The organism is Sorangium sp. So ce1153 (genome assembly GCF_051521595.1).
Lineage (GTDB): Bacteria > Myxococcota_A > Polyangia > Polyangiales > Polyangiaceae > Sorangium.
In genome coordinates this window covers 1,962,842-1,978,793 of sequence record NZ_CP150361.1, presented here as the reverse complement: position 1 = coordinate 1,978,793, position 15,952 = coordinate 1,962,842, and the positions used below count along the sequence as shown (strand labels likewise).

Annotated in this window: 8 protein-coding genes; 2 read left to right on the top strand and 6 right to left on the bottom strand. The window is 75.1% G+C overall.

Annotation, left to right across the window (positions count from 1 at the left end; translation table 11 throughout):
• Positions 1–168 precede the first annotated feature (168 nt).
• The 3 genes from WME85_RS07045 to WME85_RS07035 form a co-directional block, all read right to left on the bottom strand.
• Complete coding sequence (locus WME85_RS07045; protein ID WP_437836365.1) at positions 169–1,293, bottom strand: glycosyltransferase family 2 protein; 1,125 nt, start codon at positions 1,291–1,293, stop codon at positions 169–171.
• 236 nt (positions 1,294–1,529) lie between these two features.
• Positions 1,530–3,929, bottom strand: a complete 2,400-nt coding sequence (locus WME85_RS07040; RefSeq protein WP_437836362.1) for a peptidylprolyl isomerase — start codon at positions 3,927–3,929, stop codon at positions 1,530–1,532.
• A 2-nt stretch (positions 3,930–3,931) separates the two neighbouring features.
• Positions 3,932–4,477: a YdcF family protein gene (locus tag WME85_RS07035; protein WP_437308328.1), complete on the bottom strand. Its 546-nt coding sequence runs from the start codon at positions 4,475–4,477 to the stop codon at positions 3,932–3,934.
• A gap of 305 nt (positions 4,478–4,782) precedes the next feature.
• Here WME85_RS07035 and WME85_RS07030 point away from each other — a divergent pair, with 305 nt between their 5' ends.
• Positions 4,783–5,604, top strand: a complete 822-nt coding sequence (locus tag WME85_RS07030; RefSeq protein WP_436625537.1) for an MBL fold metallo-hydrolase — start codon at positions 4,783–4,785, stop codon at positions 5,602–5,604.
• A gap of 69 nt (positions 5,605–5,673) precedes the next feature.
• Here the strand turns inward: WME85_RS07030 and WME85_RS07025 are convergent, their stop codons facing one another.
• Positions 5,674–6,522, bottom strand: a complete 849-nt coding sequence (locus WME85_RS07025) for a sigma-70 family RNA polymerase sigma factor (protein ID WP_437836360.1) — start codon at positions 6,520–6,522, stop codon at positions 5,674–5,676.
• Positions 6,523–6,901: 379 nt separating this feature from the next.
• Between WME85_RS07025 and WME85_RS07020 the strand changes: the two genes are divergently transcribed.
• On the top strand, positions 6,902–8,785 hold the full coding sequence (locus tag WME85_RS07020; RefSeq protein WP_437836358.1) for a S41 family peptidase: 1,884 nt from the start codon (positions 6,902–6,904) through the stop codon (positions 8,783–8,785).
• A 76-nt stretch (positions 8,786–8,861) separates the two neighbouring features.
• Here the strand turns inward: WME85_RS07020 and WME85_RS07015 are convergent, their stop codons facing one another.
• A complete protein-coding gene (locus WME85_RS07015; RefSeq protein ID WP_437836356.1) occupies positions 8,862–13,016 on the bottom strand; it encodes a DnaJ domain-containing protein in 4,155 nt (1,384 codons plus the stop codon).
• The gene (locus WME85_RS07010; protein ID WP_437836354.1) at positions 13,013–15,838 is read right to left on the bottom strand and encodes a protein kinase domain-containing protein; all 2,826 of its coding nucleotides are present in this window, start codon (positions 15,836–15,838) and stop codon (positions 13,013–13,015) included. The genes WME85_RS07015 and WME85_RS07010 overlap by 4 nt, the downstream gene beginning before the upstream one ends.
• Positions 15,839–15,952: the final 114 nt, after the last annotated feature.

Below are 15,952 nucleotides of genomic sequence, written 5' to 3'. Positions count from 1 at the left end.
CGGCGGCCTTTGTCGCCGTCTCTCCCGTGGCGGAGCCTCGCGTCGTCTCGCGTGACGCGGTCTCGCGTGACGCGGTCTCGCGTCGTCTCGCGTGACGCGGCCGCGCGCCGTCTCGCGTGACGCGGTCTCGCGCCGCTTCTGGCGGCGCGAGCTCGCGCCGCCCTCGCGCTACCACGTGACCTTCTGCGAACCGCGGAGGAAGCGCCACAGGCCGACGACGGCCGCCGCGTTGAGCACCACGAACGTGCGCGCGAGCGAGCCGAGCTTGCCCGCGGCGCCGCCGAGCACCGCGAGCAGGTAGAACGCCGCCTGCCCACCGAACAGCGCGCGGGTCGCGTAGAGCGCCCAGGAGACGTCGCCGCTGGCCTCGGCGCCGATCCACGCGACCGTCGACGTGATCAGCAGCGCGACGAGCGCCCAGGGGCACACGAGGCGGAGCAGCTTGTGCGAGAAGATCTCGAACCAGGACGGGTTCCTGAGCGGGTCGAGGAGCGCCGGCAGCAGCGAGAAGAGCTGGTAGTTGCCCGCCAGCGTGCGCACCTTGCGGCCGAACTCGCGCTCGTCGCCGAAAGCGTCGTCGTACGCGATCGCGTCCTGCGCGAAGAGGATCTCGCGCCCCTCGAGGCGGAGCCGCATCGGCACCCACATGTCATCGAGGATGACGCCCTCCGGGAGCTGGCTCATGTCCGCGCGCCGGATCGCATAGATGGGGCCGGTCACCCCCACCATGCTCCGGAATCGACCCTCCTGGAGGCGGATCCAGTTCTCGTAACGCCAGTAAGCCCCAGAGCCCGCCGAGCCCTTCAGGACCAGGTTGCCGGAGACGCACCCCGCGGTGGGATCGGACAGGAGCCGCACGAGCGCCCGCAGCGCCCCGGTCACGAGGGGCTGGCGGACGTCCGTCATCAGCAGCACCTCGCCCGTCGCGACCCCGAGCATCGTGTTCACGCCGATCGGCTTCCCGCGCCGCGCCTCGCTGACGATCACCTTCACCCGAGGATCGCGCTCGGCCAGCTGCCGGGCGACGTGCACCGTGTCGTCGGTCGAGCCGTCGGAGTAGAGCAGGACCTCCAGCTTGTCCCGTGGATAGTCGAGCGCGAAGAGGCTCTCGACCTTCGCCGGGAGGTACGACGCGGCGTTGAAGACGGGGATGCACGCCGTCACGGTCGGAAGGTAGCTCGGATCCTCCTTCCGCTGCGCCGGCCAGAGGCGCGCCAGGACGCCGATGACGACCGGGTACCCGAAGTAGGTGTAGACGAGCACCGCGACGGCCAAAAAGGACGCGATTACCACGCTAAACTGTAAAGCGCCGGTCGGGGGCGGTTGTCAATCGACATGGATGGGCCCCGCCGCGGCGAGCGGGTTGCGTCGCGCGCGCGCCACGCGGCGCACGCACGTCAGCGCACGCACGTCAGCGCACCACGCGGCGCGCGCCGCGCGCGAACGTCAACGCCCCTCACGACGTACGCAGCGCGCACGTCGCGCGGCGCACGCACGTCAGCGCACCACGCGGCGCGCGCCGCGCGCGATCAGTCCCGGACCTTCACGCTCCGGATGACATCCCCATCGACGAGCGCAGCCCATGGCCCAGCGGCGACGCCGACGGCCGCGTACTGGCCGTCGAGGTGCGGCGCGCGCGCGTGCATGACGAAGAGCTGGCTCGAGCCGGTGTCGCGGCCGGCGAGGGCGACGCCGACGCGGAGCGGCTCGAAGGGGACCGGCGACGTCTCACAGCGGAGCGCCGGCCTGCCGGGCGGACCACCGGCGCCGTCGCCGAACGGCGCGCCGAACTGGGTGACGAAGCCGGGCACGACGCGGTGGACGATCTTGCCGTCGTAGTAGCCCGAGCGCGCGAGGTCGACGAAGCGGGTCACCGCGACCGGCGCGAGCGCCGGGTCGAGCGTCATCGTGAGCTCGCCGGCGTCCGTGTCGAACGTCAGCACCGCCGGCTCGCGCACGAGCGCGGACGCCTCGGCCGGCAGCTCGCCCGCCGGGGGCGCGACGACCGGACGCCCCGCCGCGCCCGCGTCGCCCGGCAGCCCGGCGTCGCACGCGACCTTGCGGCCCCTGAGCACGCCGAGCGCCGTGCCCGCGTGCGCCCGCGTCGTCGGGTAGCTCGACCGGCAGAGCTCCTCCAGGCGGGGCTCGGCCGGCTTGAGCGCCAGCGCCCCCGCCGCGTCGATGACCGCGCCGATCAGCTCCGGGTCGTCGCGCGTGCCCGGGCGGTCGAGCAGCGAGAGCAGCGCCCCCTCGACCGCCGGCGACGTGACCACGGCGGCGGGAGCATCCTTGTCGTCGCGCTTCCGCTTGCGCTTCCGCTTCCCCTGCCCCGGCGCCTCCGACGCGCGCTGCGGCTGCCGCGCGATGACCTCCGCCGCGGCGGCGACGAGGCCCGGCTCCTCCGCGGCGAGCGCCTTCGCGAGCAGGTGGGGCGCGCCGGCGATCTCCTCGTGCGAGGCGATGAGCTCGATCGCGGCCTCCCTCGCGCGCAGATCGCCCGCCTCGGCGTAGGCGCGGAACGCGGCGAGCCGCGCCCCCGTGATCGCGCCGCGGCCGATCACCTCGACGACCGCCCGCGCGCCGATCGAGCCGCGCACCGGCGCGCCCGCGTCCGGCTTGCTCCCCGGATCGTCCGGCGCCGTGACGTCGCAGCCGAGGAGCAGCGGATCGCGGTGGTTCTCGCCCGCGAGGAGCCTGGCCGCGCCGCAGCGGAGCCACGCGACGCGGCGGAGGATCGCCGCGGGCGCGCTCGGCGGCGGCGGCAGCGCGGCGAGGTCGCGCAGCGGCTTGCGCGCGGCGCCCGCGGACGCGAGCGCGTCGAGCGCGGTGAGCAGCGCGCCGAAGTCCTCGCCCACGAGGCCCGTGAGCGCGATCGGGTCCGCGCTCGGGGCGAGCGAGGCGAGCGCGTCGGCGAGCGCGCGCTGGCCCGGCGCGCCGAGCCGCTTGAGCGCGCGCGCGGCCTCGGCGCGCTCGCTCGCGGCGAACACGCCGCGCGAGGTGAGCACGCGCGCGAGCTCGCCGACGGCCGCCTCCCCTGCCCGACCGAGCGCGCGCACCGCGAAGAGCCGCGCGCCGCCCGCCTCCGCGAGCCGCGCGGCCGCGACGTCGCGGATCCGCGGGATGACCGTGAGCGGGACGTGCTCGAGGCGGCCGATCGGGTAGAGCGCCTCCGGGACCGGCGGGCTGGCCGCGCTGCCCGAGGCGAGGTTGAGCAGCGCGACGAGCGTCTCCTCGCGCAGCTTGAGCTTGAGCGCGGCGAGGTCGCCGAGCGCGTACGCCGCGTGGATCGCGCGCTCGCGCGGCCCATCGAGCCACGCGACGAGCGTCGGCTCCGACGCCTCGGCGCCGCACCGCCCGATCGCGCGGGCGAGCGCGCCGCCCACGTCGAGCCGCGGCGCCCCCGCAGAGACGCCGCCGCCGCTCACCGCCGCGCCGGTGCTCACCGCCGCCGCGCTGGCGCTCACCGCCGCCGCGCCGCCGCTCACCGCCGCCGCGCCGCCGCCCGAACGGCCCGGGGCAGCGTCGCGGGCGAGGGCGCGCGCGACGAGCGCCGAGACCGTCTCGTTCTCGTGCTCCTTGCACGAGAACCCGAGGCCGTACGCGGCCCACGCGATCACCTCGTCGTCCTCGTCGGCGAGCGCCCGCACGAGCCCGGGCCGCGCCGCGTCGCCGCCGATGCGCGCGAGCGCCCGCGCGGCGGCGCGGCGCACGTCGACGTCGCGGCTCTGCTGATCGGCGGGGCTCACCTCGATGGCGGCGCGGCGCTGCTCGGCGGCGAGGAGGGCGCCGAGCCGCTCCTGCGCCCCGGCGCCCGCGGCCGGCGCCGCCGCGGCGCTGCCCGCGTCGGGCGCGGGGCCAGGCGCCGGCTGCCCGGTGCAGGCGGCGAGGGACAGGAGCAAAGCGAGGAGAGAGGAGCGCCTTCTCGGCATGATCACGTTTCACCCTGACGCGCTGTATCGAGCAGCCAGGCGGCGCTCTCGCTGAGGATCCGCCGGCGGCGCATCGCGCGCGCGTCGAGCCACGTCGAGACCACCTCGTGACCGCGCAGCCACGCGCGCGCAACCATCGGCGCGCTCACGTGCGGCGCCGGCAGCGCGCAGGCGTCGATCCCGACCTCGCGGAAGTTCTGGAGAGCGCGCGCCATGTGCCAGGGGCAGGTGACGATCGCCGCCCGCCGCGCGCCCATGCGGCGCAGGAGGGCCGCGCTGAAGATCGCGTTCTCGTGCGTCGTCAGCGACCAGAGGTCCTGGACGATCGCGCGCGACGGGACGCCGGCGCGCCGCAGCTCGGCCGAGAGCACGCGCGCCTCGATCTGCGCGCCCCAGCGGCGCCCGCCGCTGGCGATCACCCACGGCGCGACGCCCTCGCGGTAGGCCTGCGCCGCGGTCGCCGCGCGGCGCGCGCCGGGGGCAGCCGGGCGCCCGGACGGGAGCATCCTGCAGCCGAGGACGACGATGGCGTCCGCGTGGAGCGGCATGGGCCCGACCATAGCCCATCGGCCGCGGCCTTCGCCTGACTGCTGCGCCCCCGGGCCCCCCGGGCGCCGCCCCGCTGCCCCCGCCCCCGCGCCGCGTCCCGAGAGCCGTCGCGGCCCGCCGCGGGGCCGCAATTACCCTGCAACTACATTGGCGCCGTGCCCCTGCTCCCCCGGCCAGGTCTCCACGCCTGCGACCTTCCTTGCTCCCGGTGCACCAGGCGGCTTGACGCTGCCCGCGCTCGGAATCTAATAGCTCTACCTTGAAACGGGCGGGGTTCAGCGAGCGAGGCAGGATGCGGATCAAGATGTGGGGGGTTCGCGGAAGCATCCCCACGCCCGGTGCAGGCACGGTCGAAGTCGGCGGCAACACGAGCTGCTACGAGATTCGTGCCGGTGAGACGCTGGTCATCCTCGATGGCGGGACGGGGCTCCGTCTCCTCGGCCAGGATCTGGTCAAGGAGATGCCCTTCGAAGCCTGGATGTTCTTCAGTCACGTGCACTGGGATCACATCCAGGGCTTCCCCTTCTTCACGCCGGCGTTCGTGCGCGGCAACAAGATCCATCTCTACGGCGGCCTGAACGTCTCCCGGACGCTCGAGGAGACGCTCGCCGGGCAGATGGACTACCCGAGCTTTCCGGTGCACCTCACCGAGATGGGCGCGGCGATGACGTTCCGCGACCTCTACGAGGGCGAGGTCGTCACGATCGGCCCGAACGACGACGTCCGCGTGACGAACGCGCGGGGCAACCACCCGAACGGCGTGTACGCGTACCGCGTCGAGCACGAGGGCAAGGTCGTCGTGTACATCACCGACTCCGAGCACTACGCGATCGTGGATCCGAAGCTGAAGAAGCTCGCCATGGGCGCCGACGTGCTGATCTTCGACGCCATGTACACGCCCGAGGAGTACTCGGGCGAGGTGGGCGGCGGTCCGAAGACGGGCTGGGGTCACGCCACGTTCGTCGCGGGCTGCGAGCTCGCGAAGGCGTGCGGCGCCAAGCAGCTCGTCCTGCACCACCACGACCCCAACCAGACCGACGCGATGGTGCGCGAGAAGGAGATGCGCGCCCGCGAGCTCTTCCCGAACACCATCGCCGCCCGCGAAGGCACGGTCATCGAGATCTAGGCGCCCTCCGACGAGCGTCGCGCGTCACGCGGCCCCTGCGCAGCTCGCAGGGGCCCGGCCGCCGCCGTGTCACGCGCTCTTCGCCATCGGTTCCATCGGTTCCCGGCTCGGCTCCCGGGTGATCTCCTCGATGCGCGCGCGCATCCGCTTCTTCGCGCGCTCCTCGATCTGCCGCACGCGCTCCTTGCTGACGCCGAAGTCGGCGCCGAGCTGCTCCAGCGTCACGGGGCTGTCGGTCAGCCAGCGCTGGTTCATGATCCGGCGCTCGCGGGGCGACAGCTCGTTCACGACCTGGAGCAGCGCGCGCGAGAGCTGCGCGCGCTCGTCCGCGGCGCAGGCCTCGTCCTCGGGCGTCTCCGAGCTCGACGCGAGCCGGTCCACCGGGGCCACGCCGTCCTCGGTCGGAGGGCGCTCCAGGCTGACGTCGCGGGCCATGAGCAGCGGAAGCAGCTCGGTCGCCCGCTCCTCGGTCAGGCCGCTCAGCTCGGCCAGCACCGCCGGGTCCTTCTCGTGCGTCTTGCGGTAGATGCGCAGCGCGCGGCGCTCGCTCTTCGACGAGCCGAGGCGCACGATCCGGTACCCCCGCGCCACGTGCTCCCGGATCTCCGCCCGGATCCAGTAGGCCGCGTAGGTCGCCAGCCGGCAGCCGCGGTCCGGATCGAAGCGCTCCGCGGCCTTCAGGAGGCCGATGTTGCCCTCCTGCACGATGTCCTCCATCGGGAGCCCCCACCGGCGGTACTCGAGCGCGATCGTCATGACGAACGGCAAGCACGCCTCGATGAGGCGCCGGCCCGCGTCCCGGTCACCAGCGCGCCACCGGAGCGCGAGCTCCCGCTCGGCCTCCGGGCTCAGGGTGGCGTAGTTCGCGAGCTCTGTACGGTAAGCCGAGAATGCCGCACGATCCCAGGTGGTGCTCATGGTCTGTTCGCTCTCCGCCGCGCGCGCCGATCAAGGAGGACTGGGTTGGGAGACCCCTGCGAGCCGGTCGGCGGCACCAGGGCAGATGCAGGGGCGATGCCGGGATAAACCTTAGGAAATCGCCTTTTTTTGCGCTGGAATGCGCAACGTGTTCGGATCCCCTGAGGGACGCGAAAGCTTTGCGGGAAAGCGAAGGAGCACGAATGCGCGGCGCTGAGCCGAGATCCACGGCGCGCGAGCGGCGGAAGCCGAAGCAGAGAGCAGCGAGCCCACGGCGCGCGGGCGCCGGCGCCGGCGCCGCGCGACGAGCCCGGGCGCGCGCGCCGCGCGCCGCGGTCGCCCCTGCCCCCGTGCCCCGCATCGTGGTATTCGGAGAGCAGTGAGGACGCGCGTCGCGAGCTCGGTCGCGTGCGTCGCCGCAAGTCTGGCGACGCTCGCCTTGCTCTCGCGCGAGGCGGAGACGCCCCTCGCGAAGGCGCAGCGCGGGATCGCGCGGCCCCTGCTCCACGCCCTGTCGCCGGACGACGAGGAGATCGACGGCGTCGGCTGCGACCCGAACGCCCTCGACCGCGGCATCGCCGTGCCGACCGGGGCGCCCACCTCGCTCGGCTGCGATCAGGCGCGCGCCATCGTCGCGCAGGCCCGCACGACCCTGGCCGCCCCGCCGCTCCGCGTCGACCCCGCAAAGTTTGCCGAGGCGACGTCCGACTGGCTCGATCCACACGGGCTGTGGTCGGTCGCGCCCGACGCGCCCGTGGGCGCGTCGCTGCGGCGCGAGGCCGCCGCGCTCCTGGCCGAGCTGCAGGCGCCGGTGGGGAGCGGGCCGTGCCCGGCGGTGCTGCGCGTGGGAGAGGAGCTCGCCAGGTGGTCGCGCGAGCTCGATGGGCTCTTCGACGACGGCTACCGGCGCGGCCTCGCCAGCCCGCCCGCGACGCTCGCCGAGGCGTGGGAGCTGATGGCCGCGGCGCCGTTCGAGGACGGCGAGGTGACGCGGAGCGCCCGGGAGCTCGCGCGCGAGCTCGGCCGGGAGGTCGGCGGGCTGCGCGCGCGCTTCGGAGAGCCGCTCGCCCGGTACGCCGACGCCGTGCGCGAGCGCGCGGCGCCCTCGATGAGCGAGGAAGGCTGGTCGCGCGCGGTGATCGCGGCCGCGGTGCGCGCCTACGTGCCCCAGCTGGACGCGCACGGCGCCTGGGCGCCGCTCGAGGAGGAGGTCTCCATCTACGATCTCGATCTCGAGGCGCACCCGCCGGCCCGGCTCTGGCAGGAGATGACGCGCACCGCGATCGGCGTGCGCATCGACCGCGGCGCGCTCGCGCCGCTCGCGGACGGCGACGTGGTGATCCGGATCCAGGACCTGCCCATCTCCGGCATGAGCGTCGAGCAGGCCGAGCAGCTCGCCGTGCTGGCCGACGTGCGACCCGGGACGACCGCGCGCGTGGCGCTGCTCCGGCGCGGCGCCGCGGCGCCGCTGGAGCTGACCGTGGCGCCGCACGCGGTCGGGCCGCAGCCTCCGGAGGCCGCGCCGTCGGAGCTGCCGCTCGACCTGGTGCGGTTCGGAGACGGCAAGGTCGCGGTGATCACCGTCCCCGACGTGCCCGACGACCTCGGGGACCGGGTCGCGGCGGCGCTCCACCGCGCGCGCGCGCAAGGCGACACGCGGGGCGTGATGCTCGACGTGCGCGCGAACGGCGGCGGGTCGACCGACGGGGCGATCGCCGCGCTCGGGCTGTTCCTGCCGGGCGTCCCGCTGTTCCCGATGCGGCGCCGCGACGGCGGCGTCGAGGTGGAGCGATCGCCCGACGTCCCCGCGGAGCGCGGGTGGAGCGGGCCGCTCGCGGTGCTCGTCGACGGCGACTCCGCGAGCGCGGCGGAGATGATCGCCGGCGCGCTCGCCAGCTACCGGCGCGGCGTGGTGATCGGCGATCGCACCTACGGCAAGGGGTGCGCGCAGGAGTACCTCGACGACGACGCCCACGTCGGCGTGCTGCGGCTGACGACGCTGCTCTACGCGCTGCCCGACGGCGCGCCGGTGCAGAAGGTCGGCATCGTGCCGCAGGTGCAGCTCTCGCTGCCGGCGACGAACGAGCGAGAGGCGCGCGTCGACCGCGCGCTCGGCCCGTGGCGCGGCCCCGACGTGCGCGATCTCCACCGCGTGCACGAGGTGCCGTGGCCGGGGCACGCGGGGCGGGTCGGGCCCTGCCGCGAGGAGACCGTCTGCCGCGCGCTGCGGTCGCTCGGCGCGGCCCCCGCGGCGGCGCGCTGACGCTCGGGCGCGCGTCCCCACAGCGGCGCGCCGACGCTCGGGTCGCGCGTCCCCGCGCGGCGCTCGGAGCGGGCGATCAGCGCTTGAAGAGCTTGCCGAGCAGGCCGCCCGCCGGGGTCGGATCGGCGCTCGTCCGGCTGCGCATCTCCTGCACGCGCACCTCGCGGATCGCGTCGAGGTTCTTCGGGTTGATCTCGGCCGCCAGGCGGAAATCGCGGATCGCCTTGTCGACCCGACCCGAGCGCTTGAGGAGCATGCCGCGGTAGAAGAGCGCCCGCTCGTAGCGGGGCTCCTTCTGCAGGACGGCATCCAGCGTCTGGATCAGATCGTCGTAATGCGCGCTCGTGGCCCCCTCCGCGAACGCGGGCGGCTCGCCGCGGCGCTGCGCCTGGATCCACACGAGCAGCGTCATGTACTCCGGCTGCTCCGGGTCCTCGGCCAGCGCGCGCCGCGCGCGGATCTCGGCGCCCAGGAGGTCGTTCTTCTTGAGCAGCACCTCGGCCTTCTGGAACTCGAGCGCGGCGTCGACGACGCGGGCGATCTTCTCCTCGTCCTCCGCCGGCGACGCGGCCTCCTTCGGCGCCTGGAGGTACTCGGCGCGGCGCTTCGGGTCGCTCAGCGTCTGGTAGGCCTCGCTGACGCGGGCGAAGACGCGCGCGACGAGCGGCTTGACGTCCTGGAGCTCGGGCGGCGTCCGGTCGGGGTGCCACTGCTTGGCGAGCGCGAAGTAGGCGCTCTGCACGCGCTCCGGAGGGGCGTCCTCCGGGACGCCGAGCATCTCGAAGAAGGTCTCGCCGTCGATCGACACGGCGCGCGCCTCGATGTCGGCACGGCGCGCGGCGAGCTCGGGGCTCAGCGCGGCGCGCGGCAGCGGCGGGAGATCGGGCGCAGGCGCCGCGGCCGGCTGCGGCCTCGCGGGCTCCGCGGCGCGCGCTCCCCCGCGCGCGGCCCTGCCCTCCGGGCCGACGGCCGCCATCTTGACGGTCGGCGCCTGCTGCGGCTGCTGCTGAGCGCGGGCGCCGGGAGCGGCCTGCGCGGCGGGCGGCCGCTGCGCCTTGGGGTCCGCGCCGCGGGGTTCGCCGCCGAACGCGCGCGGCTCGAACGACGCCGCCGCCGCCGGGCCCGGCGCGCCGCGCGCCTCGGGCGCGGCGGACGGGGGCGGCGCGGTCGATCGGCGCGGCGCGACCGGCTCGGCGAACGGCGAGCCCGAGCGCCTGCTGGGCGGCGGCGCGGCTTCCTCGGGCTGCCTCGGCGAGGCGCGGCCCTCGGCCTCGCCGCGCGCCGGGCGCGGCGCGGGCACCGTCGAGCCCGAGGTGGTCCGCGGCGAGCGCGCCGCCGCGCCGGGCGGCTCGCGCTGGGGGGCCTGCCCCGCGTCGGCCGCGTGAGCGCCGGGCGCCCGCTCCCGCCCGAGCCCCACCGGACGCCGGCCCGGCGCGCCGAGATCGAGGTGCCGCGTGATCGCGAGCGCGTAGATCGTCAGCCGCACGACGCGCTCCTGCGCGACGCCCGCCCCGACGAGCTCGGCGAGCGTCATGCGCCGCATGCGCAGCAGGTCGACGACGGCCGCCTCGTCGCGGAGGAGCTGGAAGCGCTTCATCTCGGCCTCGACGTGGAGGCCGAGCTGCCGGCCCTGGATGCGCTCGAGGGTCGCGTCGATCAGCGGATCGTCGGCGTGGAGCCGGACCCCCGCCATGATCACCGCGAGCGGCTCGCAGCCGATGAGCTCCGGGCCGCCGTAGGACGACAGCAGGTTCTGGCCGTCGTAGTAGGCGTAACGCGTCTCGGGCGAGAGGTCGTAGAGCGCGACAAGCTTGCGCACGAGCTGCTGGCGCAGCACGCCGAAGACCGTCTCCCGGTCGAGCAGGCCGCGCGAGACGAGCAGCCGGCCGTGCAGCACCCTCCGCTTGGTGATGTCGCGGAGCGTCTCCCGGAGCGTCGCCTCGTCGAGGAGGCCGAGCTCGAGGATCACCCGGTCGAGCGGGGCGATGATCGTCCCGGTCCAGATCTTGGCCGGCACGCCGTCGCTGAAGAAGACGCCGTGGCGGACGCCGTCAGGGTCGACGAAGCACGTCGTGCCGGTGAGGCGCCGATCGAGCATGTAGACGAGCAGGTGCACGAGCGGCGTGCGCGCGAGCGTGCCCTCCGCGGTCGGCGGATCGCCCGGCAGCGACAGCACGGCGATCGGGCCGGCCATGGCCGAGGGGGGCAGCTCCGACTCCGGGCTCGGCTCGCGCCGCGGGGGCTGCTCTCCCCAGCCGCGGGTGCGCAGCGCCGACGACCGCGCGCTCTCCTCGAGGATCTCGTCCGGATCGCTGTCTGTCTGCACGGACCACGACTCCTCTCCCTGCGCGCCCGGCGGCGGCGCGTACGGGTCCGCCGCGGCGGGCCCCTGCTGCTGCGGTGGGTCAGGCCAGCGCGCCGTGGAGCGCCCTGGCCGCAACGTCGGCGAGCGCTTGCCGGACGGCGCCGGCGGAAGATCGGCGAGCATCCTGGCATCCGCGCCGCCGTCGTCGGGCGGCGGCGCCGGCGCGGCCTCGAACGGCGAGGCGGGCCCGCGGCCGGCGTCGCCGGACCGCGGCTGCGTCCTCCGCCCCGCCGGCGAGCTGGTCATCGGCAGCGTCGGCGACGAGGGCCGCGTGACCTGCTGCGGCGGCGGCATGCGCAGGTTGCCGAGGGGCGACGCCGGCGCGGGCGAGGACCGGATCGGCGGCGCGTCCGACGGGACCGGCGGCGAGCGCAGCGACACCTGCGGCGCCTCCTGGACCGCCGCGTAGGCCCGCATCGAGGCCACGGCCGGGTCGTCGCTCGTCGCGACGATCCGGCGGATGTGCCGCGTCGGCTCGCCCTGGCGAGGCCGCTCGGCGAGATCGACCTCGATCGCGCGCCCGATCGGGCCGCCCGAGGCGTCGAGGACGAGCCGGACGCGCGGCTGCGAGTAGCGGGCCGGGTGCGCCGGCGTCTGCACGACCAGCGCGACCTCCCCGGTGGAGAGCTCCACGAGCGTGCCCGTCGGAAAGATCCCGAGCGCGCCGACGAGCAGCCGCAGCACCGTGCGGTCCGCCGGATCGGCCGCCTCCTGCTCGAGCTTGGCGATCGCCTCGTCGGCGGAGAGCGGCGCCTCGCCCGGCGCGGCCGTCAAGAGGTCGTTGAAGGCGCGGGCCGTCGCGAGGATGCGCGCCTGCAGCGTCGGCTGCCGGAGCCCGCGGTAGACCGGGCCGAGCGCCGCCTGGCGCCGCACCCAGTGCGCCTCGTAAGCCACCACCGTGCGCATCACGCTGGGCTCGTTGACGAGGCCGAGCGCGGTCAGCACGGCCGCCGTGCCCGCCGGGACGTCCGCGTCCTGCTGCTCGCTCAGCTGCGGGACGAGCCCGCTCGACCCGCCCTTCGCGACGCCGGTGAGCCGCGGCCGCGCGATGTCGAAGAGCAGCGCCGCCATCGAGAGCCGCTGGAGGAGCACGACGTCGCCCGTGATCTGCCGGGCCATCGCGAGGCTCAGGATCGCGGTGTTCACCGCGCGCCCCGCGTCGTCGTGGTTCTGGTTGCGCAGCGCGGTGACGCCCAGGAAGGCCGGCGTCTCGTTCGCGGAGAGGTCGACGAGGCGCTGCGTGATGCGCTTGACGCCCTGCCGCAGGGTGTATCGGCCCTGCCGCAGGTCGTCGTAGAAGCGGCGGAAGATCACGATCGCCGTCGCGTAGGTCCGCACGATGGCCGCGGCCTCGTCGCCCTCGCGGTCGATCGCCACCTCGCGGCGGAGCACGGCCTCGTCCACCGCGCGCAGGCGGACGCGCGGCGCCGGGCGGTCCGCGAGCGCCGGCTTGCTGCTCCGGAGGGCCTCGGCGAGCGCGGAGGCGAGCGCGTAGAGATCGCTCGCGCGGACGTCCTTGGCGACCCCGATCTCGGAGTAGCCGCAGCGGCTCAGGATGTCCCCGAGCTCGAGCGCGCCCTCGTAGACGGCGCGGTTCGCCTTGAGGAGCTGCCCGGAGACGAAGACCGACCCGCGGGTGAACAGGATTGAGACGTTGTGGCCGGAGCGCTGGCCGAAGTCCTGGATCAGCGAGACCGTCTCCTCGACCTGCCGCACCATCGCCTGGTTGTCGATCGAGTGCAGCGTCGAGAGCTTCACCAGCCGGAAGAGCGCCTGCACCACGCTGGCGGCGAGGTCGCGCGCCTGCTCGCGCCGGATGTTCTCCGACACGTTCTGGGTGATCACGTCGACCTGGGGCGCCGTCACGGCAGCTCCCCGGCGGTCGAGATCCGCTTGCCGAGGCGCCCGGCGATCGCCTCGGCGGCGGCGCTCGCGGCGTCGCGCAGCGGCTGGCTGTTCCAGGGCCGCCGCTTCGCGGCCGCGAGCGCGGCGTCGAGCGCCTCCTGCGAGCGCGCCTCTCGGCCGAGCAGCTCCGCCGAGAGGCAGCGGGTCTGCTCCGCCGCTTCATCCGCGAGCAGGCCGTGCCGCTGGAGCAGCTCGACGGCGACCGACTCGCCGCGCGCCGGGTTCAGCGTGTAGAGCGCGCCGAGGAACTCGCGCCGCTCGTCGAGCGTGAGCTGGTGGAACGAGCTGTCCTGCACGCGGCGGACGAGCAGCGGGCCGGCGGCGCGCACCTGGTGGTGCGCCAGCGTGCGGAGCGCCGCGACGCGCACGTCGGGCGGCGCCGACTCGGCGAGCGAGAGCAGCTCGTCCCTGATCTGCTCGGGGCTCGTGGCGAGGTGGGCGATCGCCTCGCAGCGCAGCGCCGCGTTCGCGCACCCGGTGAGCCGCTTCAGCGCGCCGAGGGCGCCCGGCGTCCGCGACGCGGCGAACATCTTGAGGATCGGGCGGGTGACGTCGAGATCCAGCGTCATGAGCGCGTCGACGACCCCCTCCTCGTGCCCGGGCAGCGTCCGCTCGAGGTAGCCGAGGAGCGCGCGGCGCAGGGCCTCGTGGCCGACCTGCCCGACGACCTCCATCGCGACCGGCAGGTACTCGGCGCCGAGCTTCTGTAAAATTGGCGCGAGGCGCTGCGCGACGAGATCGAGGTCCACCGGCGCGGGCTGCGCGGCGGCGCCGGGCGTGCCCGTCACGAGCACGCGCGTCGCCTCGCGGAGGAGCAGCCGCACCGTGTCGGGCGGGAACATGCCGCGCGCGAGCTCGGTCGCGAGCGCGCCGCCCTGCTGCCTGGGCGCGAGTGCGTCGAGCGCCCGCTCGACCGCGTCGTGCATCGCGAAGAGCGTGTCAAACCGGCGCGCGAGGATGAGGTCACGGGCCGAGGCGGCCATCGGCTCCGTCACGAGCTCGACGTCCTGGTAGCGCTTCGCGTTCAGGAAGGCGTCCGCCACGACCTCGACGAAGCGCTCGCTCCAGCGATCCGGGCTGAGCACGAGCTGCGTGCCGAGCGCGCGCTGCGCCGCCGGGTCGAGCGCGAGGGCGCTCGCGGCGCGGCGCGCCGCCCGCAGCGCGGCCGCGTCGGTGTCGATCACCATCGCGGCCGCCTCGGCGCGGTTCGCCTTCTCCTCGGCGGCGCGCCGGGCCATGCCCTCGAGGTCGTCGGCCTCGTGCCAGAACTGCTCGCGGTCGGCCGCGTCCCCCTCGGCGAAGACGCTCACCACGTCGTAGCGCACGTGCTCGAGGCGGCGCTCCCACAGGGCGGCCGCGACGTCGTCCTCGGGGGCGAGGTCGCGCAGCGGATCGAGCAGCAGCACCTCGCAGAACGCGCGCAGCTCGTCCTCGGTGATGCCAGGGAGCAGCTGCACGCGCCGCACGCCGGCCGCGAAGAGGTTGTACGGCACCAGATCGAGCGGGTGCGACGGCTCCCACACCGTCCGCCGGCGGTGCTCGAAGGCGTACGGCGTCAGCGCCCAGTAGACGAGGCTCCCGTCGGCGCGCAGGGCCTCGACGATCGCCTGGAAGCTCGCGCGGAGCTTGTTGTCCGCGTCCGGGTGGCTCCAGCCGTAGTGGCGCACGGCCGGGAGCAGCCGCTCCACGCGGCGGAACACCTCCGCGAGCCGCGTGACCGCCGGGTCGTCCGCCTCCGCGTCGCCCGGCTCCTCCCGGGGCTCGGGCTCCTCGGGCGGCCGCACCCCGACGGCCGTGGGCGAGTCGTCCGGCGGGGGGCGCCGCGTGCTGTGCGGCGCGCTGCGGCGGGGGGCGGACGCGCCGACCTCCTCGAGGATGCGCAGCACCTCCTGCCGCATCTGCGCGGCCGACTCGTAGCGGTTGCGCCGATCCCAGGCGAGCGCCTTGTCGACGAGGCCGATGACGGAGGCGGGCAGCTCGGGCGCGATCCGCGCGAGCGACGGCGCCGGCGTCGTCGCGGCGAGGATGAACGCCTCGTTGTCGGAGCGCCCCTGGTGGAGCCGCTGGCCGCTGAGCACGGCGTACAGGGTCGCGCCGATCGAGAAGAGATCCGCCCGGCCGTCGACCCCCTCGGTCAGCCCCATCGCCTGCTCGGGCGCCATGAACGACGGGGTCCCGAGCGCCGTGCCGGCCTTGGTCTTGTCGCCAGGCGCGCCGCGCAGCCGCGCCACGCCGAAGTCGAGCAGCTTCACCGCGTTGTCCTTCGTGATGAAGATGTTCGCGGGCTTGAGGTCGCGGTGGACGATGCCCTCCGCGTGGAAGCTCTCCAGCGTGTTGAGCACCTCCGCCGCGATCCAGAGCGCCTCCGCGACGGGCAGCTTCCGGCTCTTGCGCTTCCAGAGCTGCTGCACGGTCTCCCCGTCGAGCAGCTCCATCACGAGGAACGGCTCGTCCTGCTCGGTGATGTCGTCGTCGAGGATCGCGACGCGGCCGGGGTGGTCGATCTTGTTGGCGACGTAGCCCTCGCGCAGGAACCGGTCGCGGATGCCGACGTCGCGCGCGAACTCGGCGTGCAGGATCTTCAGCGCGGCGCGCGAGCCGTTCCGGTGGGTGGCGGCGTACACGGACGCCATGCCGCCCACGCCGAGGAGGGAGTCGATCCGCCACTTGTTCTTGACGGTCATCCCGACGCGGGCGCGCGCCCGCTGCTTCTCGTCCGGCGCGTCCGTGACCTCCGAGGGCGGAGGGAGTACGGACTCGGGGATGACGCCACGTGAGGTCATTAGGCCACCGGAAGGCGGCAAATCGTATCACCTCCGCGCCCTCACCAGGCTCCGGATTTCACGTGGATTTCACGCGGCAGGGCGGCCGACCTCGCCGGACCGAGGCGCTCCCCT

Excerpts from the sequence above, each read along its gene's own strand:
- WME85_RS07040 (WP_437836362.1), bottom strand. The coding sequence starts at position 3,929 with ATGCCGAGAAGGCGCTCCTCTCTCCTCGCTTTGCTCCTGTCCCTCGCC.
- WME85_RS07035 (WP_437308328.1), bottom strand. The coding sequence starts at position 4,477 with ATGCCGCTCCACGCGGACGCCATCGTCGTCCTCGGCTGCAGGATGCTC.
- WME85_RS07030 (WP_436625537.1), top strand. The coding sequence starts at position 4,783 with ATGTGGGGGGTTCGCGGAAGCATCCCCACGCCCGGTGCAGGCACGGTC.
- WME85_RS07010 (WP_437836354.1), bottom strand. The coding sequence starts at position 15,838 with ATGACCTCACGTGGCGTCATCCCCGAGTCCGTACTCCCTCCGCCCTCG.
- WME85_RS07025 (WP_437836360.1), bottom strand. The coding sequence starts at position 6,522 with ATGAGCACCACCTGGGATCGTGCGGCATTCTCGGCTTACCGTACAGAG.